The sequence below is a fragment of the Streptomyces sp. NPDC090022 genome (assembly GCF_044748145.1).
GTDB lineage: Bacteria > Actinomycetota > Actinomycetes > Streptomycetales > Streptomycetaceae > Streptomyces.
In genome coordinates this window covers 60,797-82,368 of record NZ_JBIVFN010000011.1, presented here as the reverse complement: position 1 = coordinate 82,368, position 21,572 = coordinate 60,797, and the positions used below count along the sequence as shown (strand labels likewise).

General features: G+C 74.0%; 17 protein-coding genes. 11 read left to right on the top strand and 6 right to left on the bottom strand.

Annotated elements, in window-relative coordinates; genetic code table 11:
- Positions 1-80: 80 nt before the first annotated feature.
- Together ACIPXB_RS20740 and ACIPXB_RS20735 are read right to left on the bottom strand one after the other, a co-directional pair.
- Positions 81-1,301, bottom strand: a complete 1,221-nt coding sequence (locus tag ACIPXB_RS20740; protein WP_401451927.1) for an acetyl-CoA C-acetyltransferase — start codon at positions 1,299-1,301, stop codon at positions 81-83.
- A 232-nt stretch (positions 1,302-1,533) separates the two neighbouring features.
- Positions 1,534-2,679, bottom strand: coding sequence for an SGNH/GDSL hydrolase family protein (locus ACIPXB_RS20735; RefSeq protein WP_401451924.1), 1,146 nt, complete (start codon positions 2,677-2,679; stop codon positions 1,534-1,536).
- Between the two features lie 125 nt (positions 2,680-2,804).
- Between ACIPXB_RS20735 and ACIPXB_RS20730 the strand changes: the two genes are divergently transcribed.
- Positions 2,805-4,190 carry a cystathionine beta-synthase gene (locus ACIPXB_RS20730; RefSeq protein ID WP_401452159.1) on the top strand — a complete coding sequence of 462 codons (1,386 nt, stop codon included), beginning with the start codon at positions 2,805-2,807 and terminating at the stop codon, positions 4,188-4,190.
- Positions 4,191-4,935: 745 nt separating this feature from the next.
- Here the strand turns inward: ACIPXB_RS20730 and ACIPXB_RS20725 are convergent.
- Positions 4,936-5,301 (bottom strand): hypothetical protein, encoded by a 366-nt coding sequence (locus ACIPXB_RS20725; protein ID WP_401451921.1) that lies wholly within the window; start codon positions 5,299-5,301, stop codon positions 4,936-4,938.
- 199 nt (positions 5,302-5,500) lie between these two features.
- Between ACIPXB_RS20725 and ACIPXB_RS20720 the strand changes: the two genes are divergently transcribed.
- Positions 5,501-6,343: a MurR/RpiR family transcriptional regulator gene (locus tag ACIPXB_RS20720; RefSeq protein ID WP_401451918.1), complete on the top strand. Its 843-nt coding sequence runs from the start codon at positions 5,501-5,503 to the stop codon at positions 6,341-6,343.
- A gap of 77 nt (positions 6,344-6,420) precedes the next feature.
- Here ACIPXB_RS20720 and ACIPXB_RS20715 read toward each other — a convergent pair whose 3' ends face one another.
- On the bottom strand, positions 6,421-7,590 hold the full coding sequence (locus ACIPXB_RS20715) for an FAD-dependent oxidoreductase (protein ID WP_401451915.1): 1,170 nt from the start codon (positions 7,588-7,590) through the stop codon (positions 6,421-6,423).
- A gap of 106 nt (positions 7,591-7,696) precedes the next feature.
- Here ACIPXB_RS20715 and ACIPXB_RS20710 point away from each other — a divergent pair, with 106 nt between their 5' ends.
- Positions 7,697-8,284, top strand: coding sequence for a TetR family transcriptional regulator (locus ACIPXB_RS20710; protein WP_401451912.1), 588 nt, complete (start codon positions 7,697-7,699; stop codon positions 8,282-8,284).
- Positions 8,285-8,290: 6 nt separating this feature from the next.
- Here the strand turns inward: ACIPXB_RS20710 and ACIPXB_RS20705 are convergent, their stop codons facing one another.
- Positions 8,291-9,769, bottom strand: coding sequence for a diaminopimelate decarboxylase (locus tag ACIPXB_RS20705; RefSeq protein WP_401451909.1), 1,479 nt, complete (start codon positions 9,767-9,769; stop codon positions 8,291-8,293).
- A 105-nt stretch (positions 9,770-9,874) separates the two neighbouring features.
- Between ACIPXB_RS20705 and hutU the strand changes: the two genes are divergently transcribed.
- The 8 genes from hutU to ACIPXB_RS20665 all read left to right on the top strand — a co-directional run bounded on the left by hutU (position 9,875) and on the right by ACIPXB_RS20665 (position 19,874).
- Entirely contained in the window at positions 9,875-11,539 is a 1,665-nt protein-coding gene (gene hutU / locus ACIPXB_RS20700; RefSeq protein ID WP_401451906.1) for a urocanate hydratase, read from the top strand.
- Positions 11,540-11,577: 38 nt separating this feature from the next.
- On the top strand, positions 11,578-12,768 hold the full coding sequence (locus ACIPXB_RS20695; protein WP_401452157.1) for an allantoate amidohydrolase: 1,191 nt from the start codon (positions 11,578-11,580) through the stop codon (positions 12,766-12,768).
- Entirely contained in the window at positions 12,759-14,099 is a 1,341-nt protein-coding gene (locus tag ACIPXB_RS20690) for a formimidoylglutamate deiminase (protein WP_401451903.1), read from the top strand. The genes ACIPXB_RS20695 and ACIPXB_RS20690 overlap by 10 nt, the downstream gene beginning before the upstream one ends.
- 364 nt (positions 14,100-14,463) lie before the next feature.
- A complete protein-coding gene (gene hutI, locus ACIPXB_RS20685) occupies positions 14,464-15,639 on the top strand; it encodes an imidazolonepropionase (RefSeq protein ID WP_401451900.1) in 1,176 nt (391 codons plus the stop codon).
- Positions 15,640-15,752: 113 nt separating this feature from the next.
- The gene (locus tag ACIPXB_RS20680) at positions 15,753-16,469 is read left to right on the top strand and encodes an LPXTG cell wall anchor domain-containing protein (protein ID WP_401451897.1); all 717 of its coding nucleotides are present in this window, start codon (positions 15,753-15,755) and stop codon (positions 16,467-16,469) included.
- 17 nt (positions 16,470-16,486) lie between these two features.
- The gene (locus ACIPXB_RS20675) at positions 16,487-17,482 is read left to right on the top strand and encodes a hypothetical protein (RefSeq protein WP_401451894.1); all 996 of its coding nucleotides are present in this window, start codon (positions 16,487-16,489) and stop codon (positions 17,480-17,482) included.
- Positions 17,479-18,573, top strand: a complete 1,095-nt coding sequence (locus ACIPXB_RS20670; RefSeq protein WP_401451891.1) for a neocarzinostatin apoprotein domain-containing protein — start codon at positions 17,479-17,481, stop codon at positions 18,571-18,573. Before ACIPXB_RS20675 ends, ACIPXB_RS20670 begins: the two co-directional genes overlap by 4 nt.
- Before the next feature lie 14 nt (positions 18,574-18,587).
- Complete coding sequence (locus tag ACIPXB_RS20665; RefSeq protein WP_401452155.1) at positions 18,588-19,874, top strand: hypothetical protein; 1,287 nt, start codon at positions 18,588-18,590, stop codon at positions 19,872-19,874.
- Positions 19,875-19,947: 73 nt separating this feature from the next.
- On the opposite strand, the gene ACIPXB_RS20660 is transcribed toward ACIPXB_RS20665, so the two are convergent.
- Complete coding sequence (locus ACIPXB_RS20660) at positions 19,948-21,468, bottom strand: peptide MFS transporter (RefSeq protein ID WP_401451888.1); 1,521 nt, start codon at positions 21,466-21,468, stop codon at positions 19,948-19,950.
- Positions 21,469-21,572 lie beyond the last annotated feature (104 nt).

Genomic DNA, 21,572 nt, shown 5'->3' with positions numbered 1-21,572 from the left:
CGGTCGCGCTGAGCTTCGCCTGCGCTGCGGGCAGGTGCCGCCCCTCGTTCCTCGGGGCGACCCCTACCCTCCGCTACGGCTCAGCTCAGCCGCTCGATGACCATGGCCATGCCCTGGCCGCCGCCCACGCACATCGTCTCCAGGCCGAACTGCTTGTCGTGGAACTGCAGGCTGTTGATCAGGGTGCCGGTGATACGGGCACCGGTCATCCCGAACGGGTGGCCCACGGCGATGGCGCCGCCGTTGACGTTCAGCTTCTCCAGCGGGATCTCCAGGTCGCGGTACGACGGGATGACCTGGGCGGCGAAGGCCTCGTTGATCTCGAACAGGTCGATGTCGCCGACGGTCAGCCCGGCCCGCTTCAGGGCCTGCTTCGACGCCTCGACCGGGCCCAGGCCCATGATCTCGGGGGACAGGGCGGTGACACCGGTGGAGACGATCCGGGCCAGCGGGGTCAGGCCCAGCTCCCGCGCCTTGGTGTCGCTCATGATGACGAGCGCCGCGGCGCCGTCGTTGAGCGGGCAGCAGTTGCCGGCCGTGACCAGGCCGTCGGGGCGGAAGACGGGCTTGAGGCCCTCCACGCCCTCCAGAGTGACCCCGGCGCGCGGGCCGTCGTCCTTGGCGACGACCGTGCCGTCCGGGGTGGTGACCGGGGTGATCTCACGGGCCCAGAAGCCGTTCTTGATGGCTTCCTCGGCGAGGTTCTGCGAGCGCACGCCGAACTCGTCCATGTCCCGGCGGGTCACGCCCTTGAGGCGGGCCAGGTTCTCGGCGGTCTGCCCCATCGAGATGTACGCGTCGGGGATCAGGCCGTCCTCGCGCGGGTCGTGCCAGTCGCTGCCCTCGCTCGCGGCGACCTCGGCCGTACGGGCCTCGGCGTCGACGAAGAGCGGGTTGTGGGTGTCCGGCAGGCCGTCGGAGGAGCCCTTGGCGAACCGCGACACCGTCTCGACGCCGGCGGAGATGAAGACGTCGCCCTCGCCCGCCTTGATGGCGTGCAGCGCCATGCGGGAGGTCTGGAGGGAGGACGAGCAGTAACGGGTGATCGTCGTGCCGGGCAGGTAGTCCATGCCCATCTGCACGGCGACGATACGGGCGAGGTTGTGGCCCTGCTCGCCGCCCGGGAGGCCGCAGCCGAGCATCAGGTCGTCGATCTGGCGCGGGTCCAGCTCGGGGATCTTCGCGAGGGCGGCCTGGATGATCGTGGCGGTCAGGTCGTCGGGGCGGACGTCCTTGAGGGAGCCCTTGCCGGCGCGCCCGATCGGAGAGCGGGCGGTGGAAACGATGACGGCTTCGGGCATCGGGACTCCAAGGGTGCGTCGTTGCGGGACCGCATGCGAAGTTACCGCCCCGTACGGTCGAGGTCACCGCCTGGCGCGTGTGATGCGGACCGCACCCGTGCCCCGGCCGGGCGGAACGCAACCGGCCGCGTCCCGGCCCCGCCCTTGACAGCAACGCCCGGCCGCCCGCTATGCCCGCCCCCGGCCCGGGAGGGCCGCGAGCCGCGGGCCGCGAGCCGCGCGGGTCCCCGCGTCAGGCCGGGTGGACCGGGTCGGGCGCGGCGGGGCCCGTCGGGCCCCTGGACGGGCCGCCGGTGGCCCCGGTGGCCCCGGTGGCCCCGGTGGCCCCGGCCGCCCCGGCCGCCCCGGTGGCTCCCGTGGCCCCGGCGGCCGCCGGAGCCGCACGCGCCGCCGTGTGTTCCAGGTCCTCGCCCGGGACCCGCCGCCGGCGGCGGTGCTTGAGCAGGGCCCACGGGGCGCGGGCCGCCGTGACCTCGGTACCCGCCTGGCCGGCCGCCGCCGACGCCGCCTTCGCGACCGGCAGCATGTCCTCGTCGCGCGAGACGTCGAGCCGGTCGGTCTCGGGCCACAGCCCCAGCGCCGCGCACATGGTCGGCAGGACGGCCATCGCGGCGGTCGCGTACCCCTCCGCCGACGGGTGGTACGAATCGGGCCCGAACATCTCGCGGGGGTTCGCCGCGAACTCCGGGCCCAGCATGTCGCCCATGGAGACGGTCCGGCCGCCCTGGGCCACCACCCCGATGGTCTGCGCCGCGGCCAGCTGCCGCGAGACGCGCCGGGCCAGCCAGCGCAGCGGCTGGTAGACCGGCTCGATGGTACCCAGGTCCGGGCAGGTGCCGACGACCACCTCGGCCCCCGCCAGCCGCAGCCGCCGTACCGCGGCCGTCAGCAGCCGGACCGACTGGGTCGGCGGCATCCGCCGCGTGACGTCGTTCGCCCCGATCATGATCACGCAGACGTCCGGGGCGGGCAGATCCGTGTCCAGCAGGAGCGAGACCTGGCGGTCCAGGTCGTCGGACATGGCCCCCGACAGCGCCACGTTGCGCAGCTCCACCGGCCGCTCGGCCACCGCCGCCAGCCCCGAGGCCAGCAGCGCGGCCGGGGTCTGTCTCGCCCGGCGCACCCCCAGCCCGGCCGCCGTCGAATCACCCAGCATCGCCAGCCGCAGCGGTCCCGGGCTCAGCTCCGGCCCGCCGAACTCGCTGCCGTACAGTCCGTCCGCCCGCGGCGGATCACCCAGACCGGTGCCGACCGTACGCTTCGCGAGCTGCACCTCCGCCAGGACCAGACCGACCGTGGCCGCACCCAGCAGACCGAGCCCGCCCCCGCCGTACGCCGCGCCCGCCGCGATACGGCGGGCCGTCCTCGCCCTCGACACCTTTCCGGCCACCTCCTCGTTCTGCTGGCTTACCTGCCCCGTAGCACTCCTCGGCCAATCTCCTTTCGACATACCCTGGCGGTGCCTCCCGGAGAACCCGTGGAGTCCTGTCCTTGGAGAACATGGTGCAATTCCACGACTCGATGATCAGCCTCATCGGCAACACCCCGCTGGTGAAGCTCAACCGTGTGACCGAAGGGATCCAGGCGACCGTCCTGGCCAAGGTCGAGTACTTCAATCCGGGCGGATCCGTGAAGGACCGCATCGCCGTGCGCATGATCGAGGCCGCCGAGGAGAGCGGAGCGCTCAAGCCCGGTGGCACCATCGTGGAGCCGACCAGCGGAAACACCGGCGTCGGACTCGCCATCGTGGCCCAGCAGAAGGGCTACAAGTGCATCTTCGTCTGCCCGGACAAGGTGTCGATGGACAAGATCAACGTGCTGCGCGCGTACGGCGCCGACGTCGTGGTCTGCCCGACCGCCGTCGATCCCGAGCACCCGGACTCGTACTACAACGTCTCCGACCGCCTCGTCCGTGAGACCCCCGGCGCCTGGAAGCCCGACCAGTACAGCAACCCGAACAACCCCCGTTCGCACTACGAGACCACCGGTCCGGAGCTGTGGGAGCAGACGGAGGGGAAGATCACCCACTTCGTCGCGGGCGTCGGCACCGGCGGCACCATCTCGGGCACCGGCAACTACCTCAAGGAAGCCTCCGGCGGCAAGGTCAAGGTCATCGGCGCCGACCCCGAGGGCTCGGTCTACTCCGGCGGCTCCGGCCGCCCGTACCTCGTCGAGGGCGTCGGCGAGGACTTCTGGCCGACCGCGTACGACCGATCCGTCGCCGACGAGATCATCGCCGTGTCCGACAAGGACTCCTTCCAGATGACCCGCCGCCTCGCCAAGGAGGAGGGCCTCCTCGTCGGCGGCTCCTGCGGCATGGCCGTCGTCGCCGCGCTCCGCGTCGCCGAGAACCTCGGCCCCGACGACGTCGTCGTCGTCCTGCTGCCGGACAGCGGCCGCGGCTACATGAGCAAGATCTTCTCGGACGAGTGGATGGCCGGCCACGGCTTCCTGGAGGAGGCCGGCAGCGCCGCCCGCATCGGCGACGTCCTCAACGACAAGCAGGGCACCCTGCCGTCCCTGGTGCACATGCACCCCGAGGAGACCGTCGGCCAGGCCATCGAGGTCCTGCGCGAGTACGGCGTCTCCCAGATGCCCATCGTCAAGCCGGGCGCCGGGCACCCCGACGTCATGGCGGCCGAGGTCATCGGCTCGGTGGTCGAGCGCGAACTGCTCGACGCGCTGTTCGCCCAGCGGGCCTCGCTCTCCGACCCGCTGGAGAAGCACATGAGCTCCCCGCTGCCGCAGGTCGGCTCCGGCGAGCCCGTGTCCGAACTGATGGACGTCCTCGGCAGGGCCGACGCGGCCATCGTGCTCGTCGAGGGCAAGCCCACCGGCGTCGTCAGCCGCCAGGACCTGCTCGCGTTCCTCGCGCGCACCGCCAAGTAGGCAGCCGGGCCCGGCCGGTTGGCGCGGCTTCGCGCAAACGGTACGGGCCCGACACGTGACGGCAGCACCCGCTTAACACGCCTGCGGCACAGTAGTGGCTGTCGGCAGGGCCCCTGGGAAGCCCGGCCGGCAGCCACGAACGGCGTTGCGCGGCAACCGGAGCGGCTCCCGGCCCCGCGCGTACGCCACGGACGCGGGGCCGGCCCTGACCCGGCCCGTGTCCAAGCGGGAACCGCCGTCGTCCCGCCCCCCGGCCAGCCGGGGGTGCGGCGGTTCCCGCCTCTCTTTTTTTGGGCTCGGTTCGCCTCCGGGGGCGCTTTTTGCCGGGCTCACAGGGCCGTGCGTCCTCGAAACGGCTCGTTCCTCGCCGTTCCTCCGGGCGCTCGTCCCTGTTCCCCCGGCGCGCCCCCTTCGGCTCACTCGCCCGCGCAGGCTTCGCTCTGCGTAACCCCTCGGCCCGGGACCTTGTGCCCGCACGGCAAACCGTCAGCGCCGCCGGACCCATCCAGCCCCGCCGGCGTTTGAGGCGCAGGGGTCCGGCGCCGGCCGACCGTTCAGCTCCGCCGGGCACCTCATCCAGCCCCGCCGGCGTTTGAGGCGCGGGGGTATGGGGGCGGAGCCCCGATACCCGGCCCCGGGGTACCCTCCCAGCGCCGCCGGGCGCCGCACCCCATCCAGCCCCGCCGGCGTTTGAGGCGCAGGGGCCGCGGGGGCGGAGCCCCAGGAACGGCGGGCGGGCGCCGGGTCAGCCGGCGGAGCCCACCGGCGGCCGCCCGCCGCGCAGCGACCGGTGGGCGAACGTGACGCCCAGGACGCCCAGCCAGGTGACCAGGAGCCCCGCCAGGCCCGCGTGGGCCGCGCCGATCGCCGACAAGGGGATCGCCAGGACCAGCGTGACGATGGCGAAGCCGAAGCGTTCGCCGAAGCTGCTTCCCCCGCCCGCCGCCGGACGGCCGCCACGCGCCGCGGACAGCCTCTCCTCCGCCAGCCGCCGCCGCACCTGCGTGTCGACCTTCTCCACGAAGGAGTCCACGAGCGCCGACTCGTACTCCGGCCCCAGCTCCCGGCGGGCCCTGAGCGTGGCGTCGAGATCCCTCTTCAGCTCTTCCATACGGCCACCGTAGGAACGGCCCGCCCCGGCCGCACTGGGGGTAGCCCCCCCATCCCGCCCGCCCGGCCACCGCAGGGCCGGCGTCTCGCAGGGCGGCCGCCGCTTGCCGTCCTGCATATCCGCATGCACAGTGCTGACACACTGAATAGATCAGCGGGGATCACACGCGTCACGGCGACGGAGGAGGGTGGGGCGGACCATGAGCGAGAGCCCGGCCGCGCGGCTGCAGAAGCTGTTCGAGGGGCACCGGCTGACGCCGACCCAGCGCCGCATCGCGCACTGCATGGTGCGCGGCGCGGCCGACGTCCCGTTCCTGTCCAGCGTCGAACTCGCCGAGCTCGCCGGCGTCAGCCAGCCCTCGGTGACCCGGTTCGCGGTCGCGCTCGGCTTCGACGGGTATCCGGCGCTGCGCCGCTACCTGCGCGAGGTGGCGCCCGCCGAGCGGGCCGAGACCGTGGACAGCGACTCGTACAACTCCTACCAGCAGGCCGTCGAGGGCGAGATCGAGAACCTGCGCCGGCTCGTCGCCGTGCTCGCCGAGCCCGGGCCCGTCGAGGAGGCGGGGCGGCTGCTCGCCGGTTCCACGCCGCTGCCCGTGCTCGGCCTGCGCGCCGCGTCCTCGCAGGCCCGCGGCTTCGCGTACTTCGCGGGCAAGGTGCACCCCGACGTGCGCCTCCTCGACGAAGGCGGCTCGATGCTCGCCGACCGCATCGACGCCGCCGTCGGCTCCGGCGCGTCCGCGCTGCTCTGCTTCGCGCTGCCCCGGCACCCGCGGGAGGTCGTGGAGGCCCTGCGGTACGCGCGGGAGGCCGGGCTGACGGTCGTCACGGTCGCCGACTCCGCCTTCGCGCCGGTGGCCCACCACTCCGACCTGCTGATCCCCGCCCCGGTCGGCACCGGACTCGCCTTCGACACCGCGTGCGCGCCCATGCTGCTGGGCCGGGTGCTGCTGGAGGCGATGGCGGACGCCCTGCCGCAGGCGCAGGCCCGGCTGGAGGACTTCGACGCCAAGGCCGCCGCCCGGGGGCTCTTCGTCGAGTGAGCCCGCCCCGGGTCCCCGCCCCCGGCCCGCCGCGCCCCCGGCCCGGCCCGCCGCGCCCCCGGCCCGGTCCGCCGCGGTCAGCGGTAGGGGAGCTCGGCCAGTTCGGCCGCCAGCCGGTCCCGCAGCGCCGGGATCCGCGAGAGCAGCGGCAGCACGGTGTTGCGTACGGCGCGCAGGGCGGGGGCGCGCAGGGTCGCCACCCGGGTCATCCGGTGGGTCAGGGCCACCACCCGCAGGGCCACCGGGCGCCGCCGGGCCTCGTAGCCGTCGAGGGCGTCCGCGCTCCCCTCGGCCAGCGCCCGGGCCAGGGCCCGGCCGAGGGCGTGGCCGTCCTGGATACCGGTGTTCATGCCCTGGCCGCCGGCCGGGCTGTGGACGTGCGCCGCGTCCCCGGCCAGCAGCAGCCGCCCGGCCCGGTAGCGGTCGGCGACCCGGTGGTGGACGCGGAACCGTGACGACCAGACGAGCGAGGTGACGGTGGCCCGGCCCGGCGCGCGCTCGTCGAGCAGGGTTTGCACGAAGGCCAGGGAGGGGGTGGCCGGGGCCTCGTCCACGGTGGCGACGATCCGGTAGCGCCCCCCGGGCAGCGGGGCGACCACGACCAGGCCCGCGGCGCCGAAGGTGAGCGAGACCTCGCCCGGGCCCGGGGCCCACTCCATGGCCACGTCGGCGAGGACGAACGACTCCTCGTACCGCTCGCCGGTGAACCCGATCCCGGCGGCCTCGCGGACGCGGCTGTGCATGCCGTCGGCGCCGACGGTGTACCCGGCGCGCAGGCTCTCGCCGGTCGTCGTGGTGAGCGTGACGCCGTCGGCGTCCTGGGTGACCGCGCCGACCTCGTACGGGCGGTGGACGTCCCGGCCGAGCGCGCGGAGCCGGCCGAGCAGCACCGCCTCGGTCTCGTACTGCGGGACCATCAGCGCGTACGGGTGGGCGGTGGGCAGCCCGTCGAAGCGGATCGAGGCGAGCGGACGGGCGCCGTCGCGCAGCCGGAACCGGCTCACCGGCAGGCCCCGGCCGGTGAGTTCGCCCGCCAGGGCCCCCGACGGGTCGAGCTCGTCGAGGACCTCCAGGGTGCGGGCGTGCACGACGGCGGCACGCGACGTGTTGGTGCCCTCGGCCTGCCGGTCGAGGAGGACGAAGTCGACGCCCGCCTCCGCGAGGGTGACGGCGAGGGCGAGGCCGGTCGGGCCGGCGCCCACGATGGCGACGTCGGTCCGGGCCGGGAGTGCGGCGGAGCTGGTCACGGTGGCCTCCTCCAGAATGCCAACGTTTGTTGGCCAACGGCTGTTGACTTCAGGGTGCCCCCGGTCGCCCTGGTGTGTCAACGGTTGTTGGCCTACAGTTGTTGGCATGACGGTGCGCAGTGCGGAACAGACCAAGGCGACGATCCTGCGGGCGGCGCGCGACCACTTCGCCGCCCACGGCTACGAGCGGACGACCATCCGGGGCGTCGCCTCGGACGCCGGGATCGACCCCTCGATGGTCATGCGGTACTTCGGCAGCAAGGACAAGCTCTTCGACGCGGCCCTCGCCGTGGACCTGCGCCTGCCGGACCTGTCCGCCGTCGCCGCGGACCGGCTGCCCGAGGCGCTCGTACGCCACTTCGTGGACCGCTGGGAGGGCGACCCGGCGGACGACGCCCTGCTCGTGCTGCTGCGCTCGGCGGTGACGAACGAGCGGGCGGCCGGGCGGATGCGGGACGTCTTCGCGGAGCAGGTGGCCCCGGCCCTGGCCGCCGCCCTCGGCCCCGCGCGGGCCGCCCGGGTGGCCGGGCTGGTCTCCGCCCAGCTGCTGGGCCTGGCCCTGACCCGCTACCTGGTCCGCCTCCCGGCGGTGACCGCCCTGGCCCCGGACGAGCTGGTCCGCGGCCTGACCCCGGCCCTGGCCGCCACCCTCGCCCCGGCCGGGCCGCACGCGGCAGCCGCCGCAGACGCCTGAGCGGTGCTAGAGCAGCGCGTCGCGCAGGTCGCCGCCCGCCTCCGCGACGAGCTCGGCCGGTGACTGGGCCGGACGGGCCAGGGCGAAGCGCACCTCGCCGGCGGCCGTCACCGTGAAGCCGTGGACCGCCGGGCGCGGGAGGCTGTTGTAGCCGTAGTGGGCCGTGAAGAAGTACGCGCCCGTGTCCGGGACACCGATGAGGTCCCCGGGCGCGAGCGGAGGCAGCGGACGGTCCTGCGCCAGCAGGTCGCCCGCGAAGCAGGCCGGGCCCGCGACGTCCTGGGCCACCGGCGCACCCGTCTTCGGGGCGCCCTTGGCGTCGTAGGCGAGGATCCGCACCGGCCAGGCGTCCGGGGCGTAGACCGTACGGGTCGCCAGCTGGACGCCCGCGTGGGTGAGCGCGATCGGGCGGCCGCCGGTGGTCTTGGTGTACTCGACCCGGGCCAGCACCAGGCCGTGCTTGGCCAGCAGCGACCGGCCGAACTCCGTCACCAGGCCGTACGAGCCGTCGAACAGGGCCGGGACGGCCGCGCGCAGGGCGTCGACGTATTCGGCGTACGTCGGGGCCGCGGCGTCCGAGGCGAAGTTCACCGGCAGCCCGCCGCCGATGTCGAGCGTGTCGATCTGGCGCCGCCCGGTACGCCGCAGGGCCGCCGCGTTGATCTCCTCGGCCAGCCCGTGCAGCTCGCGCACGCCCTGCGCGATCAGCGGCAGCGGCACCCCCTGGGAGCCGGAGTGGGTGTGCAGCCGGGTCAGCCAGGGGCGCTCGGCGTACGCGCGCAGCAGCCAGGCGCGCGCCCCCTCGTCGCGCAGGGCCACGCCGAACTTCGAGGTCGAGGTGGCCGTCGAGAGCGCGCCGATGGAGCCCGCACCCGTCTGCGGGTTGACCCGGATGCCGATCGGCGAGGCGGTGCCGATCGGCGGGACGGTGCGGATAGGCGGGGCGGCGCCGATCGGCGAGGCGGCGGCCGCCGGAGCGGTGCCGGCCGGCGCGGCGGCGGCCGGTAGTGCCGCCACCAGGGCGTCCAGGCGCTCCAGCTCCTGGCGGTTGTCGGCGTTGACGGCGATGCCCAGGGCGAGGGCCTCGCGCAGCTCGGCCGGGGTCTTCGCCGGGGAGTCCAGCACGGTCCGCCCCGGCTCCACCCCCGCCGCCCGGGCCAGCGCCAGCTCGCCGGGGCTGGCCACCTCGCAGCCGATCCCCTCGGCCGCGAGCAGCCGCAGCACGGGGACCAGCGGGGCCGCCTTGACCGCGAAGGCGTGCAGCACCGGGGTGCCCGGTGGCAGGGCGGCCGTGAACGCGGCGGTCAGGGCGGCCGCGGACGCCCGGATCCCGGCCACGTCCAGCAGGCAGACCAGTGGTTCGCAGCCCTCCGTACCGCCCACCAGCCCCTGGGCGACCGCGGCCCGTACGGCCAGATCGCGGCGCGCGGCGGCGGCGCCTTCCGTGCTCTGACGGCTGTCCGGGAACGCGGAGTCTGCGGCCATGTCCGCCAGCCAACCACCCGGCCGGTCCGCGCGCAGCTGTTGACTGAATCTATTCAGGGAGGAAGGATGTGAATGGATTGACCAACATCGTCAGGAGGCACCGCCATGTCAGGACCCCGCCCCGTACGGGCCGCGCGCGGCACCGAGCTCAGCACCCTGGGATGGCAGCAGGAGGCCGCCCTGAGGATGCTCCAGAACAACCTGGACCCCGAGGTCGCCGAGCACCCCGACAAGCTCGTCGTCTACGGCGGCACCGGCAAGGCGGCCCGCGACTGGCGCTCCTTCGACGCGATGGTGCGCACGCTGCGGACCCTCAAGCAGGACGAGACGATGCTCGTCCAGTCCGGCCGCCCGGTCGGCGTGATGCAGACCCACGAGTGGGCCCCGCGCGTACTGCTCGCCAACTCCAACCTGGTCGGCGACTGGGCCAACTGGGAGGAGTTCCGCCGTCTGGAGCACCTGGGCCTGACCATGTACGGCCAGATGACCGCCGGTTCGTGGATCTACATCGGCACCCAGGGCATCCTCCAGGGCACGTACGAGACCTTCGCCGCCGTCGCAGCCAAGAAGTTCGGCGGGACGCTGGCCGGCACCATCACCCTGACCGCCGGCCTCGGCGGCATGGGCGGCGCCCAGCCGCTGGCCGTGACGATGAACGACGGCGTCGCGATCTGCGTCGACGTCGACCCGCGCGCCATCGAGCGCCGCATCGAGCACCGCTACCTGGACGTGAGGGCCGACAGCCTCGCGCACGCCCTCCAGCTCGCCGTCGAGGCCCGTGACCAGCGCAAGCCGCTCTCCATCGGGCTCCTCGGCAACGCCGCCGAGCTGCTGCCGCAGATGCTGGCCGAGGGCGCCCCGATCGACATCGTGACCGACCAGACCTCGGCCCACGACCCGCTGTCCTACCTCCCCGTCGGCGTCGACTTCGACGACATGGCCTCCTACGCCGCCAAGGACCCGGCCGGCTTCACCACCCGGGCCCGCGAGTCCATGGCCCGGCACGTCGAGGCCATGGTCGGCTTCATGGACGCCGGCGCCGAGGTCTTCGACTACGGCAACTCCATCCGCGGCGAGGCCCAGCTGGCCGGCTACGACCGCGCGTTCGCCTTCCCCGGCTTCGTCCCCGCCTACATCCGCCCGCTGTTCTGCGAGGGCAAGGGCCCCTTCCGCTGGGCCGCCCTGTCCGGCGAGGCCTCCGACATCGCCAAGACCGACAAGGCGATGCTGGAGCTGTTCCCCGAGAACGAGTCGCTGCACCGCTGGATCAAGATGGCCGGCGAGCGCGTCCACTTCCAGGGCCTGCCCGCCCGTATCTGCTGGCTCGGCTACGGCGAGCGCGACCGGGCCGGCGAGCGCTTCAACGACATGGTGGCGAGCGGCGAACTGGCCGCCCCCCTCGCGATCGGCCGCGACCACCTCGACTGCGGCTCCGTCGCCTCCCCGTACCGCGAGACCGAGGCCATGCTCGACGGCTCCGACGCCATCGCCGACTGGCCGCTGCTCAACGCCATGGTCAACGTCGCCTCCGGCGCGTCCTGGGTCTCCATCCACCACGGCGGCGGCGTCGGCATGGGCCGCTCCATCCACGCCGGCCAGGTCACCGTGGCCGACGGCACCCCGCTCGCCGGCGAGAAGATCCGCCGCGTCCTGACCAACGACCCGGGCATGGGTGTCATCCGCCACGTCGACGCCGGCTACGACATCGCCGAGTCCGTCGCCGACGAGCGCGGCGTCCGCGTCCCCATGCGTGAGGGTGACTCCGCGTGACCCAGCACGTCCCCGCCGCCGGAGCCTCGTTCCACCAGATGTGGGCCGAGCTCCGGCCGGTCGGCCGCGACAGCGGCACCGGCGGCTACCGCCGCTTCGCCTGGACCGGCGCCGACGCCGACTGCCGGGCCTGGTTCCGGGCCCAGGCCGAGGCGCGCAGCCTCACCTACGAGGTCGACCGCAACGGCAACCAGTGGGCCTGGCTCGGCGACCCCCTCGCCGGGGACGCCGTCGTCACCGGCTCGCACCTGGACTCCGTACCCGACGGCGGCGCCTTCGACGGCCCGCTCGGCGTGGTGTCCTCCTTCGCCGCGCTGGACGAGCTCCGCCGCAGGGGAACGGAGATCACCCGGCCGCTGGCCATCACCAACTTCGGTGACGAGGAGGGCGCCCGGTTCGGTCTCGCCTGTGTCGGCTCCCGGCTCGCCGCCGGCCAGCTGACCAAGGAGAAGGCCTTCGCGCTGCGCGACGGGGACGGCGTCGGCCTGCCCCAGGCCATGGAGGCCGCCGGGTACGACCCCGAGGCCATCGGGGCCGACCCCGAACGCCTCGCCCGCATCGGCGCCTTCGTCGAACTGCACGTCGAACAGGGCCGGGCCCTGGACCTGACGGGCGACCGGGTCGGCATCGCCTCCGCGATCTGGCCGCACGGCCGCTGGCGCTTCGACTTCCGCGGCGAGGCCAACCACGCCGGCACCACCCGCCTGGTGGACCGCCGCGACCCGATGCTCACGTACGCGGCGACCGTCCTGGCCGCCCGCACCGAGGCCGCCCTCGCAGGCGCCGTCGCGACCTTCGGCAAGATCGCCGTCGAGCCCAACGGGGTCAACGCCATCCCGTCCCTGGTGCGCGGCTGGCTCGACTCCCGCGCCGCCGACCAGGCCACCCTCGACACGGTCGTCACGGCCGTCGAGAAGGCCGCCCAGGAGCACGCCGCCCGGGACGGCGTCGACCTGGCCGTCGTCCGCGAGTCCTTCACCCCGGAGATCGAGTTCGGGCACGCCCTGCGCGACGAGATCAACCGGATCCTGGGCGGCTCCGTGCCGGTCCTGGGCACGGGCGCGGGACACGACGCCGGGATCCTCTCCGCGGCCGTCCCGACCGCGATGCTGTTCGTGCGCAACCCCACCGGCGTCTCGCACTCCCCGGCGGAATCCGCCGAGGAGGACGACTGCGTCGCGGGTGTCCTCGCCCTCGCCGACGTACTGGAAGGCCTGGCATGTCGTTGACGACGTACTGGCTGGAGCACGCCTGGCTCGGCAGCTGTGTCGAGCCGGGCGTGGCCCTGGACATCTCCGCCGACGGCCGCATCGCCGCCGTGCGGAGCGGGGTCGAGACCCCGCCGCCCGGCGCCGAGGTGCTGCGCGGCCTGACCCTGCCGGGCCTGGCCAACGCGCACAGCCACGCCTTCCACCGGGCCCTGCGCGGCACCGTGCAGGTGGGCTCCGGCACGTTCTGGACCTGGCGCGAGGTCATGTACCGGGTCGCCCAGAACCTCGACCCGGACCGCTACTTCGCGCTGGCCCGCGCCGTGTACGCCGAGATGGCGCTGGCCGGCATCACCAACGTGGGCGAGTTCCACTACGTCCACCACGCCCCCGGCGGCACCCCGTACGCCGATCCCAACGCCATGGGCGAGGCCCTGATCGAGGCCGCGGCCGAGGCCGGCATCCGGATCACGCTGCTGGACACGGCGTACCTGTCGAGCGGCTTCGGCAAGGACCCCGACGCCCACCAGCTGCGCTTCTCCGACGGCACCGCGGACGCCTGGGCCGAGCGCACCGCCGCCCTCAAGCCGCGCGAGCACGCCCTGATCGGCGCCGCGATCCACTCCGTACGGGCCGTTCCGGCCGACCAGCTCGCCACCGTCGCGCGCTGGGCCGAGGAACGGCGGGCCCCGCTGCACGTGCACCTGTCGGAGCAGACCGCCGAGAACGACGCCTGCCAGGCCGCGCACGGGCGGACCCCGACGCAGCTGCTGGCCGACCACGGGGTGCTCGGCCCGCGCACGACCGGCGTCCACAACACGCACCTGACGGACACCGACATCGCCCTGCTCGGCGGCACCACCACCGGCACGTGCATGTGCCCCACCACCGAACGGGACCTCGCCGACGGCATCGGCCCGGCCACCCGCCTGCAGGCCGCCGGCAGCCCGCTGTCGCTCGGCAGCGACAGCCACGCGGTGATCGACCTGCTGGAGGAGGCGCGCGCGATGGAACTCAACGAGCGGCTGCGCAGCCGTACGCGGGGCCACTGGACGGCGAACGCGCTGCTGACGGCGGCGACGGCCGACGGCCACGCGGCCCTGGGCCGTCCCGACGCCGGCCGCCTGGAGGCCGGCGCGCTCGCCGACTTCACCACGGTCGCCCTGGACTCGGTCCGCACCGCCGGCCCCCTGCCGCGGCTCGGCGCCGAGACGGCGGTCTTCGCGGCGACGGCGTCGGACGTCCGCCACACGGTGGTCGGCGGCCGCCACGTCGTCCGCGACGGGTCCCACACCCAGATCCCGGACGTCCCGACCGCCCTGACGGCTTCCATCGCCGCCCTCCGCGGCTGACCGCCCCCACCGTGTCCCGCGCCTCAATCGCCGGCGGGGCTGGATGGGTGCGCCTCAGTGGTCGGCGGGGCTCAAGGATCGGGGGCTGCGCCCCCGGGCCCCCATACGGGCGCTTCGCGCCCGTGCGCTCAAACGCCGCGCGGGCTGGACATGCCGCTGCGCGGCATCCCAGCCCTGCGGGCCCATTCCAGCGCCGCCGGGCACCAACCCAGCCCCGCCGGCGTTTGAGGCGCGGGGGCGGAGCCCCCGAAAAGGCCCGGGGCACCAACCCAGCCCCGCCGGCGTTTGAGGCGCGGGGGCGTGGGGGCGGAGCCCCCGACCGGGCCCGGGGCCGGGCCCCGGAACCAGTAACCGAAGGGACCCCATGACCACCACCGTCATCACCAACATCGGCAGCCTCGTCACCAACGACCCCGCCCTGGGCAACGGCCCCCTCGGCCTCATCCAGGACGCCGCGGTCGTCGTCGACGGCGAGACCGTCGCCTGGGTCGGCCCCGCCGCCACGGCACCCGCCGCCGACGCGTCGTTCGACGCGCAGGGCCGCGCCCTCATCCCCGGCTTCGTCGACAGTCACAGCCACCTCCTCTTCGCGGGCGACCGCACCCAGGAGTTCAACGCCCGGATGTCCGGCCGCGCCTACTCCGCCGGCGGCATCCGCACCACCGTCGCCGCCACCCGCGCCGCCACCGACGCCGAGCTGGAGGCGGGCCTCGTCCGCCACCTCGACGAGGCCCGCCGCCAGGGCACCACGACCTTCGAGACCAAGTCCGGCTACGGCCTCACCGTCGAGGACGAGGCCCGCGCCCTGCGGATCGCCGCCGCGCACACCGACGAGGTCACCTACCTCGGCGCGCACATCGTCTCCCCGGACTACGCCGAGGACCCGGCCGGCTACGTCGACCTGGTCACCGGCCCGATGCTGGACGCGTGCGCCCCGTACGCCCGCTGGGTGGACGTCTTCTGCGAGAAGGGCGCCTTCGACGGCGACCAGGCCCGCGCGATCCTCACCGCCGGCGCCGCCCGCGGCCTGGTCCCGCGCGTCCACGCCAACCAGCTCACCTACGGCCCCGGCGTGCAGCTCGCCGTCGAGCTGGAGGCCGCCTCCGCCGACCACTGCACCCACCTCACCGACGCCGACGTCGACGCCCTGGCGAGCAGCGGCGGCCGTACGGTGGCCACCCTGCTGCCCGGCGCCGAGTTCTCCACCCGCGCCCAGTGGCCCGACGCCCGCCGGCTGCTGGACGCGGGCGTGACCGTGGCGCTGTCCACCGACTGCAACCCGGGGTCCTCCTACACCAGTTCGATGCCGTTCTGCATCGCCCTCGCCGTCCGCGACATGCACATGACGCCGGACGAGGCCCTGTGGGCCGCGACCGCCGGCGGTGCGCGTGCCCTGCGCCGTACGGACGTCGGCGCCGTGACCCCCGGCGCGCGCGCCGACCTGGCGCTGCTCGACGCCCCGAGCCATGTCCACCTCGCCTACCGGCCCGGCGTCCCGCTGGTCTCGGCCGTCTGGCAGCGAGGGGTCCGCGCCCACTGACGCGACGCCAATCCCGGGCTGTCCTTTGTCTTCCCTCCGTAAGGCCCCGGGCGTACCTTGAGCCACCGATCTGATATGCCGTCAGGTAATGGTGGTCCGAGGGGAAGACGAAGGTGTCCAACCGCAAACGCTCCACGGTGCCCGCGCTCGCGCTCGCCACCGCGCTGGCGGCCGGACCGGCGGTGGTGCTGGCCGCCGCTCCCGCCGCCCACGCCGACGTCGTCGACGTCGCGTACGACTGCAAGACCCCGATCGGCGACAAGTCCGCGGTGTCGCCCATCGACATCAAGGCGGTCAAGGAGGGCGACGGCTACCGGCTGACGATGTCCTTCCAGAAGGGCGTGTCCTCCAGCCCCATCGAGCTGGGCAAGGGCGCGATGAACCCCAGCGCGCTGATCGTGGTGGACGGCGCGGAGAAGGCGAGCGTGCCGGTCTCCGGACCGCCGAACGCCGAGGCCGCGCCCGCCAACACCCCGATCAAGATCTCCGACCTCTCGGGCACGTACACCCCGAAGAAGAGCGGCAAGGTCACCTTCACCGCCGGTGTCCTCACCATCAAGGCGATGATGACGGAGACCACCTGCACCCCGGGCAACAGCCCCGGTCCGTCCCTGACGCTGGACGTGACGTCCGCCGGCGGCGGTGGCGGCGGCGGTGGCGGCGGTGGCGGTACGGCGCAGGGCGACGACGAGGCCCCCACCGACACCCTGCCGCAGACCGGCCCCGCCGACTCCGCCCTCGCGCTGGGCACCCTCGGCGCCACCGTGCTCCTCTCCGGCGCCGCCGGGATGCTCTGGCTGACCCGCCGCGGCCGCCGGGCCCGGTCCTGAACGGCCGCCCCCCGCCCATGCCCCCCGCACCGCCGCCGCGCGCCGCCCTGCTGCCCGTCCTGCTGCTCGCGCTCGCGCTCCTCCTGCCGGCCGTCCCTTCCGCCAGGGCCGACGGACCGGCCGCTGCCACCGGTCCGGGCTGGACGGCCGAGCCCGCCGCCGGCAGCGGTACGCCCGGCGCCGCCCGCCCGTACTTCTACCTGCAAGGCGTGCCCGGCACCGTGCTGGAGGACCGTCTCGCCCTCACCAACCCCACCGATCAGGAGCGCGTGATCACCCTGCGCGGGGCCGACGCCTACAACACGGCGGACGGCGCCTTCGCCGTGCGCCCGCCCCGGGAGTCGAAGGGGGCCGGCCCCTGGATCGGCTTCGGCGCCGCCGGCACCGTACGGATCCCGCCCCGCACGCGCGCCGTGGTCCCCTTCACGGTCACCGTGCCGCCCACCGCCGCGCCCGGCGACCACCCGGTCGCGGTCGTCGCCGCCGAGGGCGGCCACGAGGCGGGGGTACGGGTCCACCTGCGGGTCAGCGGCCCGCAGGTGGCCGCGCTCACGGTCGAGGACGTCCGGGTCCGCGGCCGGGGCGCGGCGGCCGTCATCACGTACGCCCTGGTCAACCGGGGGAACGTGGCGCTGGCCCCGCAGCTGACGGTCGACGCGCGGGGCCTGTTCGGCGACGTGCCCGGCCGGACCTCGCGCGCGGTGCCGGTGGAGCTGCTGCCGGGCCAGCGGGTCGAGCTGACCGAGCCCTGGCCCGGGGCGCCGGTCCTGGACCGGGTCGCGCTGACCCTGACGGTCACGGCCCCCGGCGGGGCGCGGGCGCGGGCCGCCGCGTCGGCGTGGTTCCTGCCGTGGGGCGTGGCGGGCTGGACGGGCGCCGGCCTGCTCGCCCTGGGCGGCTTCGCGTACGCCGCCCACCTCCTCGTCCGCGGCCGCCGTTCCCGCCCCCCGGCGGAACCGGAGCCGCGGCAGCCATCCGCACCGGAGCACGAGTTGACGGGAGCCGCCAGGTGATCGGCAAGGTCAGGACCGCGTCGGCCCCCACGCCCACGGCGGCCGGTCGAACGTCGGCGCCGCCCAGGTCCGCGCCGTGGCGCGTGGTGCGGGCCATCGTCGCCGCGTGCCTCGTCGCGCTGGCGTTCGCCGGCGCCCCGCAGGGCGCCCGGGCCGCGGCCGCCGCCGAGCCGGCCGTGTCGTTGTCCCTCCAGGAGGCCGCCAAGGGGACCGCGCTGACCGTCACCGGTACCGGCTGGCCCGCCGGGACCATGGTGATGCTGCTGCTCTGCGGGCAGAACATGATCGGCGGCACCAACAGCTGCGCCAACGCCGACGGGGTGGCCGTCTCCGTCGACGCCGGCGGGGCCTTCGCCGCCCAGCTGCCCGTCGTCGCCCCGCCCAAGCCGTGCCCCTGCGTGGTCGACGTGACCTCGGTCAACGGCGACCAGTCCACCGTCGCCACCCCGTTCAAGATCACCGATCACGAGGTCGCCGAGCTGCCCGCCGAGTCCGGTACCGCCCGCCTGGCGCTGCTCACCGGCGTCGAGCTCCAGGGCGACGACGGCGTCCTGACCTGGTTCGGCGCCCCGCCGTCCCGGAAGTTCGTCGTCACGGTCGGCAACCTCGGCTCCGCCCCCGTCAAGGACCCCGTCTTCCAGCTCGGCACCGCCCACGGCGTCTTCGCCCCGCTGTGGGAGGAGGCCCCGTGGAAGGGCACGATCCAGCCCGGCCAGAAGGCGCGCGTCGAGCTGGACGTGGCGCTGACCGCCGGCGCGTACGGCGACTACACGGTCTCCCTCAAGTACGGCGAGAAGGTCCTGGCCGCCCAGCCCTGGGGCGTCGACCGCCCGTACGGCGTCCTGCTCTTCTGGGTGCTGCTGGGCATCGTCGTCCCGGCCGCCCTCTTCCGGACCGGCATGGCCGTCGTCGACAAGGTCCGACCCCGTACCGCACCCGCCGCCGGGCAGGAGGGGACCGCGCCGTCCCCGCCCGGCGCCCCCCAGACCACCACGGCGGTCCTGCCGTGGTTCACCCCGGACAGCGCACCGGGATCAGCACAGCCGTCCGCACCGGCACAGGACCATCCGACAACGAAGGGACATTCGTGAGCATCCAACGGAGGATGAGCGCGGCCGGGGTCGCGTTGATGCTCGGCGGAGCGGGAATCCTGCTGGCAGCGGCACCCGCCCAGGCCGCCGAGGTGTCGTACAAGGTGGAGTGCGTTCCGCCGGCCGGCGGCGGTGGCCCGGTCCAGGGCACCACCACCGTCTCGATCACCGCGCCCGCCACCGCCAAGGTGGGCGACGAGGTCGAGGTGGTCTGGAAGACGACCAAGCCGGCCTCGAACAACACCGACCTGATGGACCTGCCCAAGGACACGGTCAAGCCCATCGGCTACGTGAAGCTGGGCGGCGCCCAGAGCGGGGAGGCCAAGCTGGAGGGCGAGCGCAAGAACCCGCCCATCCCGAAGAAGGCCCCCATGGTCATGTCCGACATGAAGGGCAGGATCAAGCTGACCAAGGCCGGCGACGTCACGATCACGCCGGGCAAGTACGACGTCGACTTCAGCGGCTTCGTCACCAAGTGCTCGCCCAAGGAGGACGCCGGGGTCGGCGCGACGATCAAGGTCACCGACGGCGGCTCCACCGGCGGTACGACGACCGGCGGCACCACGAGCGGCACGACCACCACCGGCGGAACCACCAGCGGCGCCACGACCGGCGCCACGACCGGCGGCTCGACCTCGACCGGTGGCGCCACCAGCGGCGGTGGCGGCGGTCAGACCGACTTCCCGGGCAAGCCCGTCGAGGTCAGCTTCGACTGCGGCCCGGTGGTCCCCGGCGGCATCAAGACCCCGGTGACGATCAACGCCAAGAAGAACGGCGGCAGCTACGACCTCACGGTCAAGACCGCCAAGGGCGCCATGGCCAGCCCCATGGCCCTGCCGGCGGGCGCGCTCAAGCCGTCCATGAACGTCAAGCTCGGCGGCGCCGACAGCGGAACGGTCAAGGTCACCGGCCCCGCCAACACCGAGGCCATCCCGCAGGGCGCCCCGGTGAGCCTGAGCGACATGACGGGCACCTACAAGCCCGGCAAGAGCGGCAAGGTCACGCTCAGCCCGGACCAGCTGACGATCGACGTCACGATGGCCCCGGGCAGCGCGCCGATCAACGTGCCCTGCAAGGCCACCGGCAGCGGCGTCTCGCTGGAGCTGGACACCGCCGCCCAGCCGGGCGGCTCCGGCTCCCAGAGCGACGGCGGCACCGCCTCCACCGGCGGCCTCGCGGACACCGGCGCCGAGGACGAGGGCGGCCTGCGGGCGCTCGCCCTGGTCGCCGGCACCGTGATCCTGCTCGGCGGCGCGGTCTTCACGTTCACCCCGTGGCGCCGCCTGCGCGGCACCCGCTGAACACGCGGACGGCCCGGCACACCTCACAGGTGTGCCGGGCCGTCCGACGGTCTGTCCTACAGAGTGGGACGCGTCAGTTCATGTCGCCCATCAGCGCGTTGACCTTCTTGCGGTACATGAAGATCGCGACACCGGCGAGGACGGCGGCGAACGCCTGGAAGAGGATCACGCCGACGCCGTTCATCTGGACCTCGGCCAGACCGAGCAGACCGGTGATGCAGTCACCGGCGGTGACGGCCAGGAACCAGACGCCCATCATCTGGGAGCCGTACTTCTGCGGCGCCATCTTCGTGGTGACCGACAGGCCGACCGGGGAGAGGCACAGCTCGGCGAGCGTGTGCATCAGGAAGATGAGCACGAGCCACCACATGGTGACCTTGGTGTCGTTGCCGGCGGTCTGGCTCAGCGGCAGCGCGAAGACGAAGAACGAGGCGCCGACGATGATCAGGGCGGCCGAGAACTTCACGATGGTGCTGGGCTCGCGGTTGCGGCGCGCCAGCGCCACCCACACGGCGGCGAAGACGGGGGCCAGGGCCACCACGAAGAGCGGGTTCAGCGACTGGAAGATGGTGGTCGGGACTTCCCAGCCGAACAGGCTGCGCTCGGAGTTCTTGTCACCGAACAGCGAGAGCGTCGAACCACCCTGGTCGTAGATCATCCAGAAGACGGCGGCGGCCACGAAGAACCAGATGTAGGCGCTCATCCGGGTCTGCTCGACGGCGGTGAGGTCCTTGTCCCGCTTGATACGGGCGAGGACGGCGACCGGGATGACCAGACCGGCGATGGTGATCGGGTACAGCGCCCACTTGATCGTGAACATGTCCGCCGCGACCACGGCGCCGTAGAAGACGGCGATGACGGCGACGACGGCGAGGGCCTTGACGATCACGGCCTTGCGCTCGGCGGCGGTCAGCGGGTTCGGGACGACGCTGCTCTTCGGGCTCAGGGTGCGGCCGGCGAGCAGGAAGATCAGCAGGCCGATGCCCATGCCGACGGCGGCGAGCGCGAAGCCCAGGTGCCAGTTCACGAGCTCGCCGACCATGCCGATGCCGATCGGGGCGAGGAGGGCACCCACGTTGATGCCGATGTAGAAGATCGTGAAGCCGCTGTCACGGCGCGAGTCGTCCACACCGTCGTAGAGGTGGCCGACCATCGTGGAGATGTTGGCCTTCAGCAGACCGGAGCCCAGCGCGACCAGCAGCAGACCGACGAAGAACGCGAGCTGGCCGGGCACGGCGAGTGCCACGTGGCCCGCCATGATCACGAAGCTGGCGATGGCGACCGTCTTGCGGGCACCCCAGACACGGTCACCGAACCAGCCGCCGGGCATGGCCATCAGGTAGACCATGGCCACGTACACGGAGTAGATCGCCGTGGCCGTCGCCGCCGTGAAGCCGAGGCCGCCGCCCTGGCTGCCGGTCGCGGCGTCGACGCCACCGGAGACCAAGTACAGAACGAGCAGCGCACGCATGCCGTAGTAGGAGAACCGCTCCCACATCTCGGTCATGAACAGCGTGGCCAGGCCGATGGGGTGGCCGAGGAAGGTCTTCTCGTGAGCTGCGCTCGGCGAGGCCTGGGTCAGGCTGGAAGCCATGTCGATCCTTGCTTGCTCGGGACGCCGCCGCTTCGTGAGCTGGTCCGCGCCCGGTGAGAGGTGGCCGGCACCGGGCAGCGGATCACCGCCGTCCGGGATCCACA